Here is a 20897-nt window from a genome sequence, read left to right as displayed (position 1 = left end):
CGCGTTCGCAGGTGATACGCAGCTTGCTTCGATAGATGTCGCGAAGCGACGCAGCGGCCTCAACGGTGCTCAGAAGTTCGCTGCCATTGCTGCGAGGTGCTGATGGGCTCTTTCGCGGGCAGCCTCGATGGGTTGTTGCGGTCCGGTGGTTGGCCCGATCGGCACGAAACGGACATTGCTGATACCGATAAAGCGCAAAATTTCCCGCAGGTAAGGCGTTGCCATGTCGATGCGCCCGCGGTTCATTCCGGTGGCGAAATCACTGCCACTGGCGAGGATCACCGTGGTCGGCCGGTCCTTCAGCAGCGGGAGATATCCCAGGGAGGGATCGAACCGAAAGGTGAGCCCGGGCTGGACGATGACATCGAACCATTGCTTGAGCTTGTAGGGAATGCTGAAGTTCCACATTGGCGTCGAGATCAGCACCCGATCGGCCAGTGAAAAGCGCAGCGCCATCCGCTCGGCCTCCGCAAAGCTGTCCCGTTGCGCGTCGTTGAAGGGCTGTGCCTTCATCCGCGCATATTTGGCCTCGACGATGGGACCTGCGAATTCCGGCAGCCGCTCGCGCCAGAGATCCACGACGTCGATATCCCAGTCCGGACGGGCCTGCCGAAACCCGTCAAGAAAGACGCGCGCGCCGGCGCTCGACTCGGAGTCGGCGCGGGGCGAGCAGGAGAGGTGCAAAAGCTTTGCCACCACTCATCCCAGCGCTCTGATGACGGCATCCGCCCGGGTGACGACGGCGACGTTCTGCATGGCAAAGTTGATCGAGGCGGAGTGCCAGTCGGCATTCATGGTCGAGCAGCAGTCTTCCGGCACGATCATGAAATAGCCCTTGTCGGCGCCAGTGCGCGCGGTGTGCTCGACCGACATGTTGGTCCATGCGCCGGTGTTGATGATCATGTCGCGGCCGGTGGCTTTCAGGATCGTCTCCAGCCGGGTGCCCTCCCAGGCGCTCATCCGCATCTTCTCGACGACGAAATCGCCGGGCCGCGGCTCGAGGCCGGAGACCGGGGCGGCGCCCCAGCTGCCGCGTACCATCGCCTTGCTGTCGACGAGACCCTCGAACAGCGGTGCGTTCAGCGTCACGCCGGGGGCGCCGGGTTCGACCACGAACCAGACGTGGATGATGGCGACGCCGCGCGCGCGAGCTGTCTCCGCCAAGCGCCGGACGTTCTCGACCACATGCTGTTGCTTCGCATGATCCGGTGCGCCTGACTCGGCGAATGCGCCGCCATCCATGATGACGTCGTTCTGAAGATCCTGGATGATCATGGCGCAGCGGCTCGGATCGAGCCGCATCTCGCCGTCGGCCAGGATGGGCGCCGCAGCCGCGGGGCCGGCGCTTGCGCCGCCGCTGCCGCGTTTGCCGCTCATATAGGGCTCGTGGCGCGGCCCGGCCTTGGTCGGGATCGCATAGACCGAATGCGTCGACGTCAAATAGAGCGTGCGGAAATCCGGGCCACCCCAGGCAAGGTTGGCGACGAGCTCAGGCACGCGGACCTTCCCCAGCAGCTCGCCGCGCGGTGAATAGACCCAGACGCCGCCGGGCGCGGTGACCCAGACATTGCCATGCTGGTCGCACTTCATGCCGTCGGGCAGGCCCGGCTCCAGCTCGGACCGGATGCTGCTCGCGAACACACGCGCGTTCGACAACGAGCCGTCGCCGTTGACGTCGAATACGCGGATCAGCGCCTGCACGGTGTCGTTGACATAGAGCAGTTTCTCGTCGGGCGAGAAGCACAGCCCGTTCGGCTGGTCGAACAAATTGCGGTCCACCACGAGCTTCGGCTCGCCGCCCGGCATGACGCGATAGACGCCCTGGAAGCCGAGCTGGCGCGGCCGCTCGACACCATAGACCGGCATGCGGCCATACCAGGGATCGGAGAAATAGATGGCGCCGGAGGAGTGCACGCAGACGTCGTTGGGGCTGTTGAGCTCCTGTCCCTGGAAGTGCGAGGCCAGCACCTCGCGCCGCCCGTCCGGCCGCTCACGGATCAGCGACGAGGTCGCATGCTCGCAGACGATCAGATTGAGCTCGGCATCATAGGTCATGCCATTGCACTTGTTCGACGGGCGCTTGACCTCCGCGACGCCGCGCCGCGCATCCCAGCGCCGCCGCACGTCGCCCGGCATGTCCGAGAACAGGAGATAATGATCGACCGGATGCCAGATCGGCCCTTCCGTGAAGTCAAAGCCCGTTCCGACCTGCGCGACCGGCGCGTAGGGGTCGATCAGGGTCTCGAATTCGGAGCGCAAGGTAACGTGCGTCATCGGTCGATATCCTCAGCTCACGTCAGGCAGGGAACCAGTTGCGCGCGGGCAGCGACTGCACGATCGGGCCGGGGACCTGGTCGTGCAGCCGTCCAACAACCATGCCGCCCTCGATCTTGGCCGGCCTGTCGTGCACCGGCAGCAGATAGCGCGAATTGCTGAGCAGCTTCTTGATCGAGGCCTTCTCGGCTCGCTTGCTGGTGCCGTGGTTTCCCGTCGTCCGCGGCTCCCAGTCGTGGATCTCGTTGAAGGGCGTGACGATCTGGTCGTTGAAGTCGTAGATCACGTCGCCGCAGATCGTCGCGATCCCGTCGGCAGTCTCGACGATGACGTTCATCGATCCCTCGGTATGTGCATTGGCCGCATCGCAATAGACGCCGGGCATCAGCTCGATAGGACCTGTGATCTCGAGGTCGAGGAAGCGCAGCGCACTCTTGGTGTGCAGTCGGTCGATGAGATGCTTGATGTCGGGCGCCGGATATTGCGGATGCATCAAGCCGGAGACGGAATATTCGAGTTCTTTCCGGTTGAGGACGACGGTCGTGTTCATCGGAAACAGATCGTCTTTGCCGGCGTGGTCGATGTGCAGATGGGTGTGGCAGACGAAGCGGACGTCGCCCATGCGCACTCCGTGGCGGGCGAGCTGGTTCTCGATCATGTGCTCGTGGTATTGCAGGCCGCGCATCCCAAGCGTTTCCATGATCTGGTTGGAGCGGTAACCGGTATCGACCACGACCGGATATTTGCCGCCGAGGATCAAAAAGCCGAGCGTGAGGACGCGGCGTGTGCGGCCGCAGTCGCGGCCGAGGACCAGAAAGCTCGATTCCAGCTCGATATCGCCATAGTCCAGGATCTTGATCTCCAGCGCCATTCGTTTCCCTCCCTGTTCTGTTCTTGTCTGTCAAAGCCGGTAGACGCGCGTCGCCGTCGTCCTGAAAATTGCGTCCTGTTGCTGGGGCGTCAGCTTCGCGGCCGCCGCACGAAAGGCGTCGACGAGCTCCCGATAGCTGGTCCATAATTTCTCGATCGGAAAATTGGAGCCGAACAGGCAGCGCTCCGCGCCGAAAATCGCGACGGTATCGGTAAGGACTGCCGCGATGTGTGCGGGATCGTTGCGATGGATGAAGGTGCCGAGCCCGGAGAGTTTCGAGACCACGTTCGGACAGACCGCGAGCCGGGCCATCCCGGCGCGCCAGGCGGCCCGGCCCGCCGGCGAGAGGTCCTCCAGCATGCCGGCATGCTGGAGGATGAAGGTCACCCTTGGGCAGGACTCGGCGAGTTGCGCCGCGTCCGGCATCTGCGGCGTGAAGACCTGGAGGTCAAAGCTCCAGCCGTAGTCGGCCAGGTGCGCAATGTTGCGGCGGACCATGGGATCGACGCAGAGATCGGGCTTGGCCGCGAAGCGATAGAGCGGATTGTCGTGCCAGTGCAGCTGCATGCGCACGCCGCGCACGAGCGGATAGCGCTTCAGGCGATCGAGCTGCGGGCGCACGTCGTCGACGGCGAAATCGGCGTAGGCGACGATGGCATGCGGCCAGCCGTCCTCGTCGGCGGTCTGCTGGACCCAGGCGGCTTCATCCTCGAAACGGTCGTTGGCCCAGTTGGTCTGGACATAGACCGAACGGGTGACGCCGGTGCCCTCGAGGTCGTCGAGATATTCCCGGATCGGATAATCGCGACGGATCGGCTCGTAGGGTCCAAAGATGCGCGGCTGCATCGGGCCGGTCAGCCAGGGCAGGTCGGCCTGCCGCCAGATGTGATGATGGCCGTCGACAATGTCGCTCACGCCGCTCTCCTCCGTCCCAACGTCAGAATGTGCGCGACAATCGACGCGCTTGAACCGCCATCCACGAGATCATCGACGAAGCGCTGGATGGCCACCAGCGCCTCGGTCTGCGGGCGGAAGTCCGGGCCCGTCGCGAGCGGCGTCAGCCAGCTCACGCGCCAGGCGCGCCGCGACAGCTTTGCGACCGCGTCGCGCAACGCATCGACTTCGCCGCGCTCCAGCCCGTCCGACACGACGATGACGGCCGCGCCTCGCGCGTAACCGCCGAACCGCGGCACCGCGAGGAAGGCTTGCAGCGCGTCGCCGATGCGGGTGCCGCCATCCCAGTCGCTGACGAGGTGCGCCGCCGCGTTCAGCGCTTGCTCGCGACGCTTGAGACGCAACGGGCGGGTGACGCGGGTCAGCCGCGTGCCGAAGGTGAAGACCTCGACATTGGGCGCGGCCTGCACCAGCGTATGCGCGAGCTTCATGTTCTCCTCGGTGCGCGTCTTCATCGAGCCGGAGACGTCGATCAGCAGCAGGAGTTTTCGTCGGCGCTGGCGCCGCTTCAGGTGCCCGAGCCGCAGGATCTCGCCGTCGCTCCGCACGCTGTCGCGCAGGGTTCGGCGCAGGTCGGCAAACGGCCCGCGGCGGGCGCGCATGCGCCGGTGGCCGCGCCGCTGCGGCAGGCGCCGGGGGGCCTCGCGCGCCAGGCGGCGGAGCGCGTCGGTGGCGGAGAGCTGGGCGAAGCGGCGCTCCACTAGCGCCTCGGTGCGCGTCGCGGCGAGGCCGGATTCGTTGGCTTCGTCGGAGAACAGGGGTTCCTGTTCGCCGCGGCCCTCTTCCTGGAGTCGGACAGTCTCGTCGTCCTCGCCGTCATCGACATGTTCGATGGCTTCGCTGCCACGGAAGTGCAGGTCGAACAGCCGGTCGAAGGTCGTGCGGCGCTCGGGTGGCGGGGCGAGCGTGGCCAGCGCCGATTGCCTGATGTCGTTGAGGTCGCGCGGCCCGAGCAGCTCGATCGCGGCGAGATAGGAGGTGGTCTGCTCGGGAGCGACGGCGAAGCCGTTGGCGCGCAGCAGCGCGACGAAGGAGACGAAGATGCGGGCGGCGCGCGGAAGCTCCGGCTCGATGCTCATGCGGTTGCCTCCGCGAGCATGACGTCGAGCCGCGGCGAGATGAAGTGCAGGTCTTCCTCGTCTTTCAGCGCCACGCCGATCGAGCGCTTGAAGGCGTCGGGCCAGCGCGCACCGCCCTTGTGAAGGAGCGTCGCCGCTTCAGCCCAGTCGACGGCCTCTGCAATGCCCGGTGCCTTGCTGAGCGGCTCGCGGCGCAATTTGCCGACGGCCGCGACGACGGCCCGCGCAGTCGCCTCGGCGACGCTGGAGGCCCGCAGCATCACGATACGCGCCTCCCGCTCTTCAGTGGGATAGTCGATCCAGTGATAGACACAGCGGCGGCGCAAGGCTTCGTGCAGGTCGCGCGTCCGATTCGACGTCAGCACGACCACAGGACGTTCGGCAGCGCGCACCGTGCCACGTTCGGGGATCGAAATCTGGAAGTCCGAGAGAAATTCGAGCAGGAACGCCTCAAATTCCTGGTCGGCGCGATCGATCTCATCGATCAGCAGCACGGTGGAATCGGGCGCGCGGAGCGTCGCCAGCATCGGCCGCTCAATCAGAAACGTTTCGCCATAGATGTCGATGCTCTCGTCGCCGGCCTGGCGGATCGCTAGCATCTGGCGTGGATAGTTCCACTCGTAGAGCGCGGCCGAGGCGTCGATGCCCTCGTAGCATTGCAGGCGGATGAGGCGGCGGCCGAGGACGGCGGCGATGGCTTTCGCGGCCTCGGTCTTGCCGACGCCGGGGGCGCCTTCGAGCAGGAGCGATTTGCCGAGGGCAAGGCCGAGATAGGCTGCGGTCGCGAGCCCTTCATCGGCGAGGTAATAGGCTGCCCGAAGCGCCTTCTCCAGCGCCTCGGGGCTGTCGATGCCAACGATGTTGCTGCGAACTGCCATGGCCAGTCTCAGCGTCGCGCCTGTGGCCGCGCGCCGCCCTGGGTCTTGATCGCGCGCAGCACCTTTTCCGGCGTAATCGGCAGATCGTCGATGCGTACGCCGACGGCGTTGAAAATCGCATTCGCGACAGCCGGCAGCACGGGATTGGCGCACATTTCGCCCGGTCCTTTGGCGCCGAACGGGCCATCTGGCGCGGGGCGCTCCAGCACGGCGATATCGTGCGGGCAAATGTCACCCGGGCCGGGCATCAGATATTCGACGAAGTCGCGGGGGCCGTGAACAGGGTCGGGATAGTGAGGCTCCGTGGTCTCGTACAGCGCGTGGCTGATGCCCATCCAGGCGCCGCCCACGAGCTGCTGCTCGACCAGGCGCGGATTGAGCGCGCGGCCGAGCTCATAGGCGGAGTCCATGCGGACCATCGCGACTTCACCAGTCTCGTCGTCGACCTCGACCTCCGCCACGAGACAGGCATGGGCGTAGCAGGTCGCCGGCGACATCTCGCCGGTTTCGGGGTCGACGTTGGACAGGGGCACGAGGAATATGCCGCGGCCGGAGATGGTCTTGCCCTGCTTGAACTGGGCGGCGATGGCGACGTCCTTGGTCGAGATCGAGCGATGCGGCGCACCCTTGACGTGGATGTTGCCGCGTCCGTCGGTTTCGAGATCGGCGGCGTTGACCTCGAGCTCCTCGGCGGCCGCCTCCATCATCACGCCGCGTGCCTCGCGCGCCGCGGCCATCACGGCATTGCCGACGCGATGGGTGCCGCGCGAGGCGAAGGAGCCCATGCAATGCGGACCGGTGTCGGAATCCGCGGTGTCGACATAGACGTCCTCGACAGGAACGCCCAGCGTCTCCGCGCAGATCTGCCGCGTCACCGACTTCATGCCCTGGCCGAGGTCGATCGACGACAGCGCCACCGTGAACTTGCCGCTCGGATTGGAATGAACCAACGCCTGGCTGGGATCGCCGCCGAGATTCATGCCGATGGGATAGTTGATCGACGCCATGCCGCGTCCGCGATGCCGGGTCATCAGCGCCTCCTGGTGCCGAACACGGAGGAGAAGCGGGGCGCGCCATGCGAGGGCGCGGCCGGCCGCGGTGGAGGTGGCGACGGCGCAGGGGGCGGCGGCTCACGCGGTGGTTCGCGGGTGACGGTGGGCGGGAGCCGGTCATAGCTGGTGCGCTGCTGGACTGGCGCGGCCGGCCGGCTGCGCGAATCCGTGGGTGTCGGCGGGATCACGGCGCGGCTGCCGCCGCCGTCCTTGCGCGACGACGCTCGCTTGAACTCCTCGCGGATCGGCCATTTCGCCTTCTCGGCGGCGACCTGGACGCATTCGATCAGCGCGGTGTTCTTGGCTTCGCGCCGATGCGCCTTCATGTCGCCGTCGCGATAGGCATTGAGGATCCGGAACTCCATCGGGTCCATGCCGACGAGGTTTGCCAGCTTGTCCATCTGGCACTCGATCGCAAAATCCATCGCGGTGACGCCGAAACCGCGCATCGCCGTCGCGGGCGTCCGGTTGGTGAAGACGCAATAGACGTCGCCATAGACATTGGGGATCGTGTAGGGCCCGGGCAGATGCGCGGCGCATTTCACGGCGGCGTAGCTGGACAGCCTCGTATAGGCGCCGCTGTCGAAATAGGCGCGGATTTTTCGCGCGATGACACGGCCATCCCGCATCACGCCGTCCTTGATGTAGATGCGCTCGGCCCCGCGGGGCGGGCCGTATTGCATCTCCTCCTCGCGCCCGAACACGTAGCGGACGGGACGCCCGGTCAGCATCGCGCCCAGGATCGCGAGTGGCTCGGTCAGCGTATCCACCTTGCCGCCAAAGCCGCCGCCGACCGTGCCGCCGATGAAGTGAAAGGTGTTGGAAGGCAGGTCCAGGATCTTGGCGCAGGTGTCGACCGAGAAGAACAGCGCCTGCGTCGAGGTGTAGACGACGTAGCGCCCGTTGGTGTCGGGCGCGGCGATCGCGCCATTGGTTTCGGTCGGCGCGTGCTCGATCGGAGACATCTGGTAGCGCTGTTCGAGCACGTGGTCGGCGGTCGCGAGCGCAGCGTCGGCATCGCCGAAGCGCAGCTTCTGGTGATCATGGACGTCGTGATAGATGAAGGCGTTCTTCGGATAGGTCTCGTTGACGACGGGCGCCCCGGCCTTGAGCGCGTCCTCGACGTCGAGCACGACCGGCAGCGGCTCGTAGTCGATCCGCACCTTTGCGATCGCCTCGAACGCCTCGCGCTCGCTGTCCGCGACGATGGCGACGACCGGCTCGCCCTTGTAGCGGACCTTGTCCGCCGCCAGCGTAGGCTCGTCGTCCTTGCCGAAGTTGATGAGGCTGAGAAGCGTGTTGAGATTGCGCGGCACGTCGGCGCCGCGGATGATCCGGCGTACGCCGGACGAGCGTTCGGCTTCCGTGGTGTCGATATGGCGCAACCGCGCGTGCGCCTGCGTCGAGCGGACCACCTTCAGATGCAGCATGCCCTGAAGCTTGTGGTCGTTGAAATAGCTCGACGTGCCCGTGACATGGCCGAGCATGTCCTGCCGCTGCGTGCCCTTGCCGATCTCATTGAGATTGTCGTCGCGCTCGTCGGCGAAAATGTCCTTGCGCAGTTCCAGCATGACAAGATCCTTTAGGCACTGGCCCGGCCGCCCGAAGCGGCGAGGATGGCATCGATGATGGGTTCGTACCCGGTGCAGCGGCAGATGTTGCCGGAGATCGCCTCGACGACCTCGGCGCGGCTAGGCTGCGGATTGCGATCGAGCAGCGCCTTTGCGGCCATCAGCATGCCCGGCGTGCAATAGCCGCATTGGGCGGCAAAACTGTCGGCGAAGGCGCGCTGGAGCGGATGCAGGTTCGGGCCCTGCTTGAGGCCGTCGAGCGTCTCCACCGATCGGCCGGCGACGGTCTCCGCCAGCGTCAGGCAGGACAGGTGCAGCTCGCCGTCGATCAGCACACTGCAGGTGCCACAGCCGCCCTGGCCGCAGCCGAATTTCGGCGTCATATCGCCGATCAGTTCGCGCAGAGCGACCAGCAGATTGGTGCCGCCATCGACGAAGATCGCGACGTCGCGGCCGTTATGACGAAATTGCAGGGCGGTCTTGGCCATGACGAGCTATTCCTGACCCGAGAGGAGACGGCGCAGGTGGACGCCGGCGATCTCGCGGCGATACCAGGCGCTGCCGAGCGCATTGTCGAAGGGTGAGGTGCCCTCGGTAACGGCGGACGCCGCAGCTCCGATGGTCGCGGCATCCAGCGAACGTCCCTCGAGCACACGCTCGGCGGCGCGTGCCCGAATCTGGGTCGGCGCCATCGAGCCCAGCGCGATCCGTGCCCCGGCGATCCGTCCGCCGCTGATCGGCAGATGGGCTGCGAGCGTAATGACGGAGCCGCCCTTTGGCTTGATACGGGCGACCTTGTGGTAGCGGAAGGCGTCCGCGCTCGCCGGCCGTGCGCAGGACACCGAGAGCACCAGCGTGCCGGCCTGCCGCTCGCGCGACTGCAAGAACTCTTCGATGGCGATGTCGCGCGTGCCAAAGCCGCCCTGCACGGCGACGGTGGCATCGAGCGCAAGCAGCGCCACCGTGAAGTCGCCATAGGGACTTGGCGCGAACAGGTTGCCCCCGACCGTGCCCATGTTGCGCACCGCAGGTCCGCCGATCGAGCGGGCAGGGGCGTGCAGGAAGCCGAGGTCGCGCTCGGCGAGGATTTTTGCGAAGGTGATGCCGGCCCCGAGCGTCACACGCGGGCCCGACGCGTCAATCCGGGTCAGGGCCTGGTCGCTGGCGCGGATGACGGTCGAGACGGAGACGTCACCCTCGTTCAGCGCCCGCATCACCAGCGTGCCGCCGCCGAGATAGCGTGCGCCGCGATCTGCCGACAGCGCGCCGGCCGCTTCGCTGGTGCTGGCAAAAGTCTTGATTGTCACGGCCATTGCTATGCCGCCTCCTTCAGGTGCCGGCGGATCGCCTCGAAGCCGGCTTGATAGATGTCTTCCGCGACCATGTGGACGATGCGATCGCGGTCCTCCGGCCTGGTGCTGAAGCGCGACTCCCAGTGCCAGAAGGTGCGATCGCCGTCGGTCACCGGCAGCAGGCGGACATGCGCCACGTAGTTGAACATCGGCACCGGCGTATCGAGCAGGCAGTAGCTGAAGGTCTGCTCGAGATCGGAGAGCGCCAGCAATTGCTCGCGCAGCTCCGATCCGTCCTGCAGCTTGAAGCGCCTGACACAGCCGATCTTGTCAGGGGAGTGCGCGCGCTCGATCGTGGAGGTCGCGACCGCCGGATGCCAGCGATCGTGTCCGTTGAAATCGCGCAGCACGTCCCACACCGCATCGGTGGGTGTATCCAGGATCGTGCTCTTGACGATGTGCGGCACGGAGTTCACCCTCCGAACTGGCGCTTGAGGGCGTCGAAGCCGCCCTGGAACACGCCGCCGCCGATATTGCCGACGAGCTCCGCTTCCCGTTCGGGTGCGCAGTCGAACTCGGCGGTCCACTCCATGAAGGTCTGGTCGCCGTCGGTGACCGGCGTCAGCCGCAACGTCGCGACGTAATTCTCGACGCCCATGGGGGATTCCAGGATCGAATAGGTGCAGAACATGTCGTAGTCGGAAAGGCCGAGCAGCTTCTCGCGGATGCGGTCGCCGTTGCGCAGGCGAAAATCCCTGACACAGCCGATCTTGTCCGAGGGCTCGCCGCCCTCGATCCGGCTTTCCGCGATCGCGGGATGCCAGTTCGGCATGCCGTTGAAGTCGCGCACCCGCGCCCAGACGCGATCGTTGCGCGCATTGACGACGGTTGAGACATAGACGCGGGCCATGATGCGACCTCAGCTCTTCTTCCGGGGGCTGCGCTCCGCGGGCGGCTCGCCCTCGGTGGAAGGCGAGGGAGCTGCAGCCGGCTTATCGCCGCCTCCGCCTCCACCGCCGCCCTTGCGGGCGGACTCCTTGATGCCCTGCATGTCGCGGGCCTCGCGGATCAGGCCCGGCATCTTGGCGAGGCTGCCGCCCTCGACGCCGATATCCGCCAGAAGCGAATCGATGAGCGGCGCCTGCACGCGGTAGCGTAGCGCCGAATCGATCACCTCGTCGGTGGCGCTGCGGCCGCCATTGCCGCCATGGCCGTTGCCGTTGAGGCCGTCGACCTGGAGGATGCGGATGCCCTCGATCTTCTCCATCGGCTTGACGCTCTCGCGCACGATGCCTTCGATGCGGTCGAGCAGCTTTCTGCGGAACAGCGAGTAGCGAGCCTGGTCGGTCAGCACGTTCTCGGCCTCGTTGAGCAGCCGCTGCGCCTCGGCCTCGACGGCCGCGCGCACGCGCTCGGCTTCGGCTCCAATTCGGGTCTCCTCGGCCTTCTTCTCGGCGATCACGATTTCCACGCTCTTGCGACGCCTGGCGATCTCATTTTCACGTGCGGTGATGACGCGCTCGGTGGCCTCCGTCGCATGTATCCGCGCTTCCTCGGCCGAGGCCCGGGCGGCGGATTCTTCCAGCGACTTCAGGTGGATCGCGATCGCCTTCTCCATCAGAACGGTCTCGACCTCCTTCTCGCGATTGACTTCGAGCTTCCGCAGCTCGCGCTCACGGCCGATGCGGGCTTCATCCAGGCCGCGATCGGAGGCAATGCGGGCGCGCTCGACCTCCTCGCGCGCGGCAATCTCGGCTTCCTGGAGCGACTGGACGCGGGCGACCTCGAGCTGCTCGATCGAGCGGCGCCGTTCGATCCGCGCCGCCTCCAGCGCCTGCTCGCGCGAGACGTCAGTGGTCTCGACGTCCTTGCGTGCGACGATCTCGGCCTGCTTGACCTGGCGGTCGGCGTCGATGCGTTCCGAGCGCTTGGTGGAGAGCGCGATGACGCGGTCCTCGTCCGCGATCTCGATTGCCTTCTTCTGCTCGATATTGAGCACTTCGCGCTTCTTGGACGAATTGATCCGCTCGGACTCCAGCGCGAGATCGACGCCGATGCGCTGGCGCTCGATCACGTCGCGCCGCTTGAGGTCAGCCGCCTCGACTGCGGCGGTCCGCTCGATCTCCAGCGCCTTGGTCTCCCTGTCGGCCTGGATCCGCTCGGCCGCGATGGCCTTCTCCTGCGCGATGCGCGCCGCCTCGATCGCTTCCCGCGAGGCGATGTCGGCTTCCTCGACGGCGCGGTTGCGGGCGATCTCGAGAGAACGAACTCGCTCCTCCTGAGCGATGCGGGAGGCTTCGGTGGCTTCGCGCGCGCTGATGCCGGCGACATCGAGGGCCTGGTTGCGCTCGATCTCCAGTTGCCGCGTGTTCTGCTCGGCGGCGATGCGCTCGGCGGCAAGCGTCCGCTCGCGGGCGATGCGCGCGGCCTCGACCGCGCGCTGGGCCTCGATCTCGGCTTCCTGGATCGTGCGCACCTGCTGGATCTCAAGCGCGCGGGTGCGCTCGTCTGACGCGATGCGCTCGACATTGACAATCAGGGTCTGGGCGATGCGGGCCTTTTCGGTCGCTTCGCGGGCGGCGATCTCGGCTTCGTCGACGGCGCGGGTCCGCTCGATCTCACGGCGCCGTGTCTCTTCTTCATTGGCAATACGGGCGTCGGTCACCACCCGGTCCTGCTGGATACGCGCCTTCTCGATCGCCTCGCGGGCGGCGATCTCGGCCTCCTCGATAGTGCGCATCCGCTCGATTTCATGCTGGCGCACCTCGCGCTCGGAGGCGATGCGGCTGGTGTCGATCGAGCGCTGGTTGGCGATCCGGGTCTTCTCGACCTCCTCGCGGGCGAGCAGTTCCTTCTCCTCGATGGTGCGGGTGCGCTCGATCTCCCGCTGGCGGGTCTCGCGCTCCGAGGCGATACGGGCTTCCGCGATCGCCTGGTCGTTGGCGATGCGTGCCTTCTCGATGGTCTCCCGCGCGGAAATCTGCGCCTGCTCGGCCTCGGTCTCGCGCAGGGCCCGCTCACGCGCGACCTCGGTGCGTTGCAGGGCGCGGCGCATCTCGATGTCACGCTCCTGCTCGAGGCGCGCCGTCTCGCTTTCACGCTCGATCTCGAGGGCCTGTCGCTCGGCCTCAAGATTACGGGAGCGGATCTTGATCATCGAATCCTGCTCGATGTCGTTGCGCAGCTTGCGCTTGGCTTCGATGTCCTCCATCAGGCGTGTCAGACCTTCGGCGTCGAAGCGGTTCGAAGGGTTGAAGAATTCGAGATCGGTCTGGTCGAGATCGGTGATCGCGACGGATTCCAGCTCGAGTCCGTTCTGAGCGAGGGCCTCAGCCGCGTTCGCCTTGACGCGGGCGACATACTCGCCGCGCTGCTCGTGCATCTGCTCCAGGGTCATCTCCGAGGCAATCGAACGGATCGCGGAGATGAATTTGCCGGCGAGGAGGGCGTGGAGCTTCTCGGGCTCCATGGTGCGGCGGCCGAGCGTCGCGGCGGCGATGGACACGGCTTCGCGGGTCGCCTGAACGCGGACATAGAAGTCGGCCTCGATGTCGACGCGCATGCGGTCCCGGGTGATCACGGCGTCCTGCCGGGAGCGCACGATGCCCATCGGCTGCACGTTCATGTTGACCGGCGTGTAGTCGTGGATGAAGGGCAGCACGAACGCGCCGCCGTTGATCACGACGCGCTCGCCGAGCAGGCCGGTCCGGACGAATGAGGTCTCCTTGGACGAGCGATGGTAGAGCCAGTTCACGATGTAGACGCCGACCACGATCACCACGATGGCGACGATCAGCCAGAGGATCAATTCACCGACCAGAGTCCCTGACATATTTCCCTCCCTCGACCTTCCGGCGTTATCGCGCGCCGATCGCCTTGAATTTGCGTACCTGATCCGTCAGCGCCCGCTCGACCGGCAGCCGCTCCATCGATGAGGCGCCGTAAAAGCCGTGGCAGTAGCGGGTGTTCTTCATGATGAAATCGGCGTCGTCCGGATCGGCGATCGGTCCGCCGTGGGCGAGCACCAGAATGTCCGGATTGACACTGAGCGCGGCGGAGGCCCAGGTGTCGATACGCGCCGGGCAATCCTTGAGTTTGGGCGCGGTCTGCGCGCCGATGGTGCCCCCGGTCGTCAGGCCGAGGTGACAGACGATGATATCCGCGCCCGCGATCGCCATCGCGGCGGCTTCCTTCTCGGTAAAGACGTAGGGCGTCGTCAGCAGGTCCTTCTCGCGCGCCTTGGCGATCATGTCGATCTCGAGCGCGTAGGACATGCCGGTCTCTTCGAGATTGGCGCGGAACACGCCGTCGATCAGGCCGACGGTCGGAAAGTTCTGCACGCCGGCGAAACCGAGCGCCTTCAACTGGTCCAGGAAAACGTCCATGTCGCGGAACGGATCCGTGCCATTGACGCCAGCGAGCACTGGCGTTTTGGTCACGACGGGCAGCACTTCGCCGGCCATCTCCAGCACGATGGCGTTGGCGTCGCCATAAGCCATCAATCCTGCGAGCGAGCCGCGGCCGGCCATGCGATAGCGGCCGGAATTGTAGATGACGATGAGATCGACGCCACCGGCTTCCTCGCACTTGGCCGACAGGCCGGTGCCGGCGCCGCCGCCGATGATGGGCTCGCCGCGCTTTGCCATGTCGCGGAAGCGTTTCAACAGTTCTGCGCGTTCAAACCGGGCCATCGGTCACCTCGCTAGTCTCCGGCGCGCCCCGGTGCGGCCGAACAAGGTCCGGAACGCGCTGACAATGGTGGAGGCGAACTCGGGATCGTTGATGTTCTTGGGGACGCGGATGAGCTGACGGTTGGCGGTCTGCCGCACGTTCCGCTCCAGCGCGCGGAACAGCGCCGCATCGGCATCGGGATCCCAGAATGGCTGTCCTCGTGCGTCGAGCGCGGAGACGCCGCCCTCGGGCAGGAAGAAGCGCACCGGGCCGTCCATCTGGTTGAGCCGATCGGCGATCCAGCGGCCCATGCGTTCGTTTTCCTCCGCCGTGGTCCGCATCAGGGTGACCTGGGGGTTGTGGACGTGGAATTTGCGGCCGCGGTAGCGCTCCGGAATGGTGTCCGGGGCGCCGAAATTGACCATGTCGAGCGCGCCTACCGAGCCGACGTAAGGCAGGCGGCTGCGGGTGATGGCGCCGAAGCGGTCGTCGGTTGCCGGGAACACGCCACCCATCAGGAGATCGCAGATTTCCGTGGTGGTGAGATCGATGACGCCGGCGATCTGCCCGGAATCGACGAGCTTCTCCATTGAGCGGCCGCCGACGCCGGTGGCGTGGAAGACGAGGCACTCGAAATCCTCGCGCAGGTCGGCCGCGATCTTCTGCACCGCCGGCGTGGTGACGCCGAACATGGTGATGCCGACCGACGGCAATCCGCCATCGCCGTGATCCTTCCGCGCGTGCTGATCGAGGCGCGCCCTGACCATGCCGGCCAGCGCATGGGCGCCATTGGCGAGCACGGCACGCGAGATCGAGTTGAGGCCCTGCACGTCGGTGACCGAATGCATCATGGTGATGTCGGCGGGGCCGACATAGGGTCCGACGTCGCCGGAGGCGACGGAGGAGATGATCAGCTTGGGCACCCCGACGGGGAGGGTCCGCATCCCCGGCGCGACCAGTGACGCTGCGCCCGAGCCGCCCGCCGAAATCACGCCGGCAATATTGCTCTGGCGTCGCAGCCAGCTGGCGAAGGCCTCGGCCATCGCGGTGACGGCGGCGCCGCGGTCGGGTCCGAACACAGCCGATCCGCCGCGCCCATGGTTCAAGGCAATCTCCTGGGCGGACACGTCGCTGGTTGCTTGCCTGCCGCTGGTGGAGACATCGACCAGTCGCGTGCGCAGGCCGCTCCCGGCGATGATGTCGCGGATGAAGCGAAGCTCCGTGCCCTTGGTGTCGAGCGTGCCGACGACGAGCACGACCGGGGGTCCCTGCGTTTGCGCCGCGACCGGCTCGCGCCGGCGCCGGGCGGTCTCGTCGAGACGCGCCACCTGTGTCGAGAGCGTGCGGGCGGCGGCCTCGATGCGGGCGATCGGGACCGGCTGTGACCATCGGGTGGGCGGTGTTGGGTTGGAGATGTAGATACGGATCGGGCCGCCTGGACGGGACGGCTGCGGTGCGGCCTTCGCCCCGGTGCCTGCCGCCGGCATGTCGACGGCGGGCTCGAGCTCGGCGTGGAGGCCGACGCCGAGCAGGCGCTGCTGCAACTCCCGGTCCGCGGCAAGGCGCGCGGAATCGATGATGCGGTTGATGCGGCCGTTGACCATGATCGCGACGTTGCGCGACACGGCCGTGGCCACACCGATGTTCTGCTCGATCACGAGCACGGACATGTCGCCGTCCTCGCCAAGCCGTACCAGCATCTCCTCGACCTGGGCGACGATGACGGGCGCAAGCCCCTCGGTCGGCTCGTCCATGATCAGGAGCTGCGGATTGGTGAGCAGCGCGCGGGAGATCGCCAGCATCTGCTGCTCGCCGCCGGAGAGCTGGCCGCCGCCATGATCCTTGCGCTCGGCCAATCGCGGAAAGGTCTCGTAGATGCGCTCGACCGTCCACGCCCCGCGCCGCAGGCCCGCGGCAAGTTGCAGATGCTCGTCGACGCTGAGCGAGCGCCACAGCCGCCGGCCCTGCGGCACGTAGCCGACGCCGAGCCGGGCTATGTGGGCGGGCGGCCGCCGGGTGACGTCGTCGCCGCGGAAGCGGATCGAGCCGCCGCTGACCGGCACCAGCCCCATGATCGCCTTGCACAGCGTGGTCTTGCCCATGCCGTTGCGACCGACCACCGAGAATACGCCGGCTTCGAGCGTCAGGTCCACGCCCTGCAGCGCATGCGAATGCCCGTAGTAGACGTCGAGGCCGCGGACTTCGAGGGCGGCGGCGGCCGAGCGGCGGACCTCATTCATGGCCGCCTCCGAGGTAAAGCTCCTGCACCTCGGGATCGGACTCGATCTCCTGCGGCAGGCCTTCCTTGAAGATGCGCCCGTTGTGCATCATCGTGACGCTCTCGACGACGCGTAGCGCTACGTCCATGTCGTGCTCGATGATGATGTAGCCGATATGCGCCGGCAGCGAGGTCAGGATCTCGACCAGCTCGGCACGCTCGGTCGGAGATAGGCCCGCGGCCGGCTCGTCGAACAACACGAAGCGCGGCGCGCCGGCGAGTGCCAGTGCGATCTCGAGCTGGCGCTGCTGGCCATGCGCAAGCTCGGCGACGCGCTGGTCCTTCACGCCTGTGAGATGGACGGCCTGCACGAGATTATCGGCCGCGCTCATCAGCGCGTCGTTCTGTCCGGGGCGGAGGAACGAGAAGCGCCCGCGCGAGACGCCGCGGCAGGCGAGGTAGACGTTGTCCTGGACGGTGAGACCAGGAAAGAGCGCTGAGATCTGGTAGGTCCGGCGCAGGCCGCGGCGGATGCGCTCGTAGGGCGGGAAGTGGGTGACGTCCTCGCCGAAGAAACGGATGGTGCCGGAGGAGGGCGGGAAATCGCCGGTGATGCAGTTGAACAGGGTGGTTTTTCCGGCACCGTTCGAGCCGAGCACGGCGCGCCGCTCGCCGGGGCGCACGGTAATGGTGACGTCGGTGAGCGCAGCCAGCGCGCCGAACAGGCGCGTCACGCCGCGAAGCTCCAGCGCCGCGCCGGCGCCGACGGCTGAGAGGCGTTGCGCGACGCTATCCATGACCGGATCCTTGACCAGATCCTCGGCCGTGACGTTCGCTTGAACGGGCCGCGCCGGATCGCTGGCGCTGTCGCCAGCTCTGCCAGAGCCCGATCACGCCGTCCGAGGACCAGAAGACGATGGCGAGGAAACCGAGGCCGATCAGCAGCCGGAAGCGGTTGCCGTCGAGCCCGAGCTTGACCAGGAAGTCGAGCGCGAAGGTGCGTAGCAGCAAGAAGATCAGTGCGCCGATGAACGGACCGATGGGACGCGTGATGCCGCCGACCACGGCGATGATGAGGATGTCGATGCAGGCGCCGACGCTCACGGATCCCGGCGAGATCTGCCGGTAGTTCCAGACCTGGAGAACGCCGGCCAGCGCCGCGACAAAGGACGCGAAGGCGTAGGCGGCGACGCGGTGCGCATTGACGTTGAAGCCGAGCGCCGCCATGCGGCGGGGATTGTCGCGCACACCTTGCAGTGCCAGGCCGAATGGTGCGCGGGAGATGTATTCAACGGCGAAGTAGCACAGCGCGGCAACCGCGAGCACGATATAATAGAAGGGAATGTCGGCGCGCCAGTTGACGCCCCAGAAATGCGGCGTGGCGACGGTGTTGATGCCGGTATGGCCGTTGAAGATCGCCCAGTTCTGATTGGTGAAGTAATAGAACGCCGCGCCGATCGCGAGCGTGATCATGATGGTGTAGATGCCCTCGGTGCGCACCGCCAGCGCGCCGCCAAGCGTGCCGAACAGGGTCGCGAGTGCGAGCGCCATCGGGACCGCGAGCCACCATGGCCAGCCCAGGCTGATATTGGCGTTGCCGCTGACGCCGAACACCGCGACCATATAGGCGGAGAAGCCTGCGATGGTGAGCTGCATCAGGCTGACCATGCCGCCGTAGCCGGCGAGGAACATCAGGCTCAGCGCCATGATGCCGAGGATCAGCGTGGTCGCAAAGATCTCGATCAGGAAGAAGCCGTTGGCGATCAGCGGCATGATCAGGAGAATGGCCGCGACGATCCAGGCTGCAGGATTGTTGATCTCCGGCCATCCGCGCAACGTGGGGCGCTGCGCCGCTGCGGCAGGACGAACGGTGACGCGGGCGTCGTGGGCGAGCGACATCTCAGCGCCTCGCCAACAGGCCTTGCGGCCGGACTGCCAGTACCAGCACCATGATCAGGAAGGTCACGACGATGGCGTAGGTCGGGATGTAGACCGAACCAAGCTGTTCGGCGAGGCCGATGATGAGCGCGCCGAGCGCGGCACCGGGGATCGAGCCCATGCCGCCGACGATGACGACGACGAGCGAGGCAAGCAGGAAGCGAATGTCTTCGCCGGGCGAGAGAGACTGGAAGGTGCCGCCGACGACGCCGGCGATGCCGGCAAGCCCGGCACCGAGCGCAAAGACCAGCACGAAGACGAGCTGGATCCGCACTCCGGTCGCGGCCAGGATGTCGCGATCGTCGACACCGGCGCGGATGATCATGCCGATGCGTGTGCGGTTGAGCCCGAGCCACATCGCCAGGCCGATCACGACGGACGCGGCGAAGATCACCAGCCGGACCAGGGGATAGCGGAGATAGACCGGTTCGCCCGAGGATTTCACCGCAGTGACCAGCGGCAGCTCGATCGGGCCGATCAGCCAGTTCGGTGTCTGGATCTGATAGAAGTCGCCGCCGCAAGCCCACAGCATGAGATCGGCGAAAACGATCGAGAGACCGATCGTCACCATGGTCTGCCGCAAGTCCTGGCCCTCCATGCGGCGGAAGACGATGAGCTGAAGCAGGACGCCGACCAGCGCCGTCAGGATGAAGGCGACGATGAAGCTGAGGAGCCAGGAGCCGGTCGAGGCGCTGATGGCGTAGCCGACATAGCCGCCGAACAAATACAGCGAGCCGTGCGCGAGGTTGACGTTGCGCATCAGGCCGAAGATCAGGGTGAAACCGCTGGCGACAAGGAAGTAGAGGCCGCCGAGCGTGATGCCGTTGAACACGGCGTTCAGGAAGACCCGCTTGCGGCCGATCGCCTCTTCAAGTCCGGGCGGCCACACCGCCAAGGTCAGCCACAGTGCGAGCGCGATCGCGACGATCACGATCAGGGCCCAGGCCGGATGACGTTCGACGAAGCGCGTCATGTCAACTGCCTCATCCCCGCCTCGCGCCCCCGCAAACGGGAAGAGGGCGCGATCAGGCCGCTTCGACCTCGCCCTGCCTCATGTTTTGAACGCTGGTCGAACAGCCTTGCGTAGGCTGCGTACCTCGCCATGGACGTGCGTCCTCCCGGACTTGCGATCCTCTTTTCGGGATCGCGTTCCGACCATCTTAGCGAGGGCACAAGGGGAGCGTTTGATCGTCAGTATCTTTTCGCGCGCGGTCAGGCCCGCAAAACCTTGGCGGCGCGGCGGTAATCGGTCGGCGCCATCCCGACATTGGCGGTGAAGAAGCGTGTGAAGCCGCTTTGCGAGGAGAAGCCGAGGTCGAAGCCGATGTCGGCGATCGGTGCTTCGCCGGCGACAAGGGCTTCCAGCGCCTGTTCCATGATCAGGGTGTTGAGGTAGAGATGCGGCGTGACGCCGGTCTGGGTGCGGAATAGCCGGTAGAAATGCGGTCGCGATAGGCCGGATTCGCGCGCGATCGTGTCGAGCTCCATTTCGGCGCCCGGACTTTCCGACATCAGCTTGATGCATTTGCGCACGCGGAAGTCGGTGACGGCGCCGGCCGTGCGCGCGTCGCGCGCGATCTCGGCCTGCTGCCAGCTTTCGTCGTAGCAGATGTCGATCAGCCGCCGCAGCTCGGCATCGAGGCTGGAGAGCGACGGTGCGCCGCACACAAGCGCTGCGGTTCGTCTGATGTGCTTGTCGAGTGCGACCGTGCGCTTGAACTGGGTGCGGCCGAAACGCAGGCGGTCGGCGCCGGGCGCATCGGGGGCGAACCACTCCGGATTGACGTAGAGCACGAAGAAGATCGCGCCACCGTCGAGATCTGACGGCAGGAAATTGTGAGGCTCCCAAGGATTGACCGCAACGATGGAGCTTTCCGTAAGGTCGTAGTGCCCGTTACAGACGTCGATGCATGCGGACTGGCCGCCAACATGGAAGATCAGATGACCTTCGCGATGTGCGTGCACGTTGAAGGGGCGGTTCAACTGATAGACCGTCGCCCGACCGAACCGGCCGTGAAAGACGGCAAGCGCCCGGCTCATGCCTTCCCTCCTGAATGTTCTTGTCTTTTCAGTCAGCGTTCAACAACCGGGGCGAGATT

The 20897-nt window shown here is 66.3% G+C and carries 19 protein-coding genes; all 19 read right to left on the bottom strand.

Annotated features, from left to right (window positions below; all coding sequences use genetic code 11):
- Window positions 1–69 precede the first annotated feature (69 nt).
- The gene (locus IVB46_RS22630; RefSeq protein ID WP_039157148.1) at window positions 70–696 is read right to left on the bottom strand and encodes an NAD(P)H-dependent oxidoreductase; all 627 of its coding nucleotides are present in this window, start codon (window positions 694–696) and stop codon (window positions 70–72) included.
- A 3-nt stretch (window positions 697–699) separates the two neighbouring features.
- Window positions 700–2274, bottom strand: a complete 1575-nt coding sequence (locus IVB46_RS22625) for an isochorismatase family protein (RefSeq protein ID WP_247308872.1) — start codon at window positions 2272–2274, stop codon at window positions 700–702.
- 22 nt (window positions 2275–2296) lie between these two features.
- Complete coding sequence (locus IVB46_RS22620) at window positions 2297–3145, bottom strand: N-acyl homoserine lactonase family protein (RefSeq protein WP_028147221.1); 849 nt, start codon at window positions 3143–3145, stop codon at window positions 2297–2299.
- Between the two features lie 30 nt (window positions 3146–3175).
- A complete protein-coding gene (locus IVB46_RS22615; protein ID WP_247308874.1) occupies window positions 3176–4060 on the bottom strand; it encodes an amidohydrolase family protein in 885 nt (294 codons plus the stop codon).
- Window positions 4057–5178 carry a VWA domain-containing protein gene (locus IVB46_RS22610; RefSeq protein WP_247308877.1) on the bottom strand — a complete coding sequence of 374 codons (1122 nt, stop codon included), beginning with the start codon at window positions 5176–5178 and terminating at the stop codon, window positions 4057–4059. The genes IVB46_RS22615 and IVB46_RS22610 overlap by 4 nt, the downstream gene beginning before the upstream one ends.
- Window positions 5175–6056: a MoxR family ATPase gene (locus IVB46_RS22605; protein WP_247308879.1), complete on the bottom strand. Its 882-nt coding sequence runs from the start codon at window positions 6054–6056 to the stop codon at window positions 5175–5177. The genes IVB46_RS22610 and IVB46_RS22605 overlap by 4 nt, the downstream gene beginning before the upstream one ends.
- Before the next feature lie 8 nt (window positions 6057–6064).
- Window positions 6065–7087 (bottom strand): molybdopterin cofactor-binding domain-containing protein, encoded by a 1023-nt coding sequence (locus tag IVB46_RS22600; RefSeq protein WP_014496431.1) that lies wholly within the window; start codon window positions 7085–7087, stop codon window positions 6065–6067.
- Window positions 7087–8679 carry a molybdopterin cofactor-binding domain-containing protein gene (locus IVB46_RS22595; protein ID WP_247308881.1) on the bottom strand — a complete coding sequence of 531 codons (1593 nt, stop codon included), beginning with the start codon at window positions 8677–8679 and terminating at the stop codon, window positions 7087–7089. Before IVB46_RS22595 ends, IVB46_RS22600 begins: the two co-directional genes overlap by 1 nt.
- A gap of 11 nt (window positions 8680–8690) precedes the next feature.
- On the bottom strand, window positions 8691–9167 hold the full coding sequence (locus IVB46_RS22590; RefSeq protein WP_247308884.1) for a (2Fe-2S)-binding protein: 477 nt from the start codon (window positions 9165–9167) through the stop codon (window positions 8691–8693).
- A gap of 6 nt (window positions 9168–9173) precedes the next feature.
- The gene (locus IVB46_RS22585; protein ID WP_247308886.1) at window positions 9174–9992 is read right to left on the bottom strand and encodes an FAD binding domain-containing protein; all 819 of its coding nucleotides are present in this window, start codon (window positions 9990–9992) and stop codon (window positions 9174–9176) included.
- Between the two features lie 2 nt (window positions 9993–9994).
- Window positions 9995–10438 carry an SRPBCC family protein gene (locus IVB46_RS22580; RefSeq protein WP_247308888.1) on the bottom strand — a complete coding sequence of 148 codons (444 nt, stop codon included), beginning with the start codon at window positions 10436–10438 and terminating at the stop codon, window positions 9995–9997.
- Window positions 10439–10443: 5 nt separating this feature from the next.
- The gene (locus IVB46_RS22575) at window positions 10444–10881 is read right to left on the bottom strand and encodes an SRPBCC family protein (protein WP_014496426.1); all 438 of its coding nucleotides are present in this window, start codon (window positions 10879–10881) and stop codon (window positions 10444–10446) included.
- Between the two features lie 9 nt (window positions 10882–10890).
- The gene (locus IVB46_RS22570; protein ID WP_247308889.1) at window positions 10891–13803 is read right to left on the bottom strand and encodes a flotillin domain-containing protein; all 2913 of its coding nucleotides are present in this window, start codon (window positions 13801–13803) and stop codon (window positions 10891–10893) included.
- A gap of 25 nt (window positions 13804–13828) precedes the next feature.
- On the bottom strand, window positions 13829–14662 hold the full coding sequence (locus IVB46_RS22565) for a phosphoenolpyruvate hydrolase family protein (RefSeq protein ID WP_063984343.1): 834 nt from the start codon (window positions 14660–14662) through the stop codon (window positions 13829–13831).
- A 3-nt stretch (window positions 14663–14665) separates the two neighbouring features.
- On the bottom strand, window positions 14666–16882 hold the full coding sequence (locus IVB46_RS22560; RefSeq protein ID WP_247308891.1) for an ABC transporter permease: 2217 nt from the start codon (window positions 16880–16882) through the stop codon (window positions 14666–14668).
- Window positions 16875–17657, bottom strand: a complete 783-nt coding sequence (locus tag IVB46_RS22555; RefSeq protein WP_028147232.1) for an ABC transporter ATP-binding protein — start codon at window positions 17655–17657, stop codon at window positions 16875–16877. The genes IVB46_RS22560 and IVB46_RS22555 overlap by 8 nt, the downstream gene beginning before the upstream one ends.
- A complete protein-coding gene (locus tag IVB46_RS22550) occupies window positions 17650–18759 on the bottom strand; it encodes a branched-chain amino acid ABC transporter permease (RefSeq protein ID WP_247343509.1) in 1110 nt (369 codons plus the stop codon). Before IVB46_RS22550 ends, IVB46_RS22555 begins: the two co-directional genes overlap by 8 nt.
- A gap of 1 nt (window position 18760) precedes the next feature.
- Window positions 18761–19771, bottom strand: a complete 1011-nt coding sequence (locus IVB46_RS22545) for a branched-chain amino acid ABC transporter permease (protein ID WP_247308893.1) — start codon at window positions 19769–19771, stop codon at window positions 18761–18763.
- 239 nt (window positions 19772–20010) lie between these two features.
- The gene (locus IVB46_RS22540; protein WP_071915370.1) at window positions 20011–20838 is read right to left on the bottom strand and encodes an AraC family transcriptional regulator; all 828 of its coding nucleotides are present in this window, start codon (window positions 20836–20838) and stop codon (window positions 20011–20013) included.
- Between the last annotated feature and the right edge of the window lie 59 nt (window positions 20839–20897).

The organism is Bradyrhizobium sp. 61 (assembly GCF_023073075.1).
Lineage (GTDB): Bacteria > Pseudomonadota > Alphaproteobacteria > Rhizobiales > Xanthobacteraceae > Bradyrhizobium > Bradyrhizobium barranii.
This window is presented reverse-complemented; position numbering and strand designations above follow the sequence as displayed.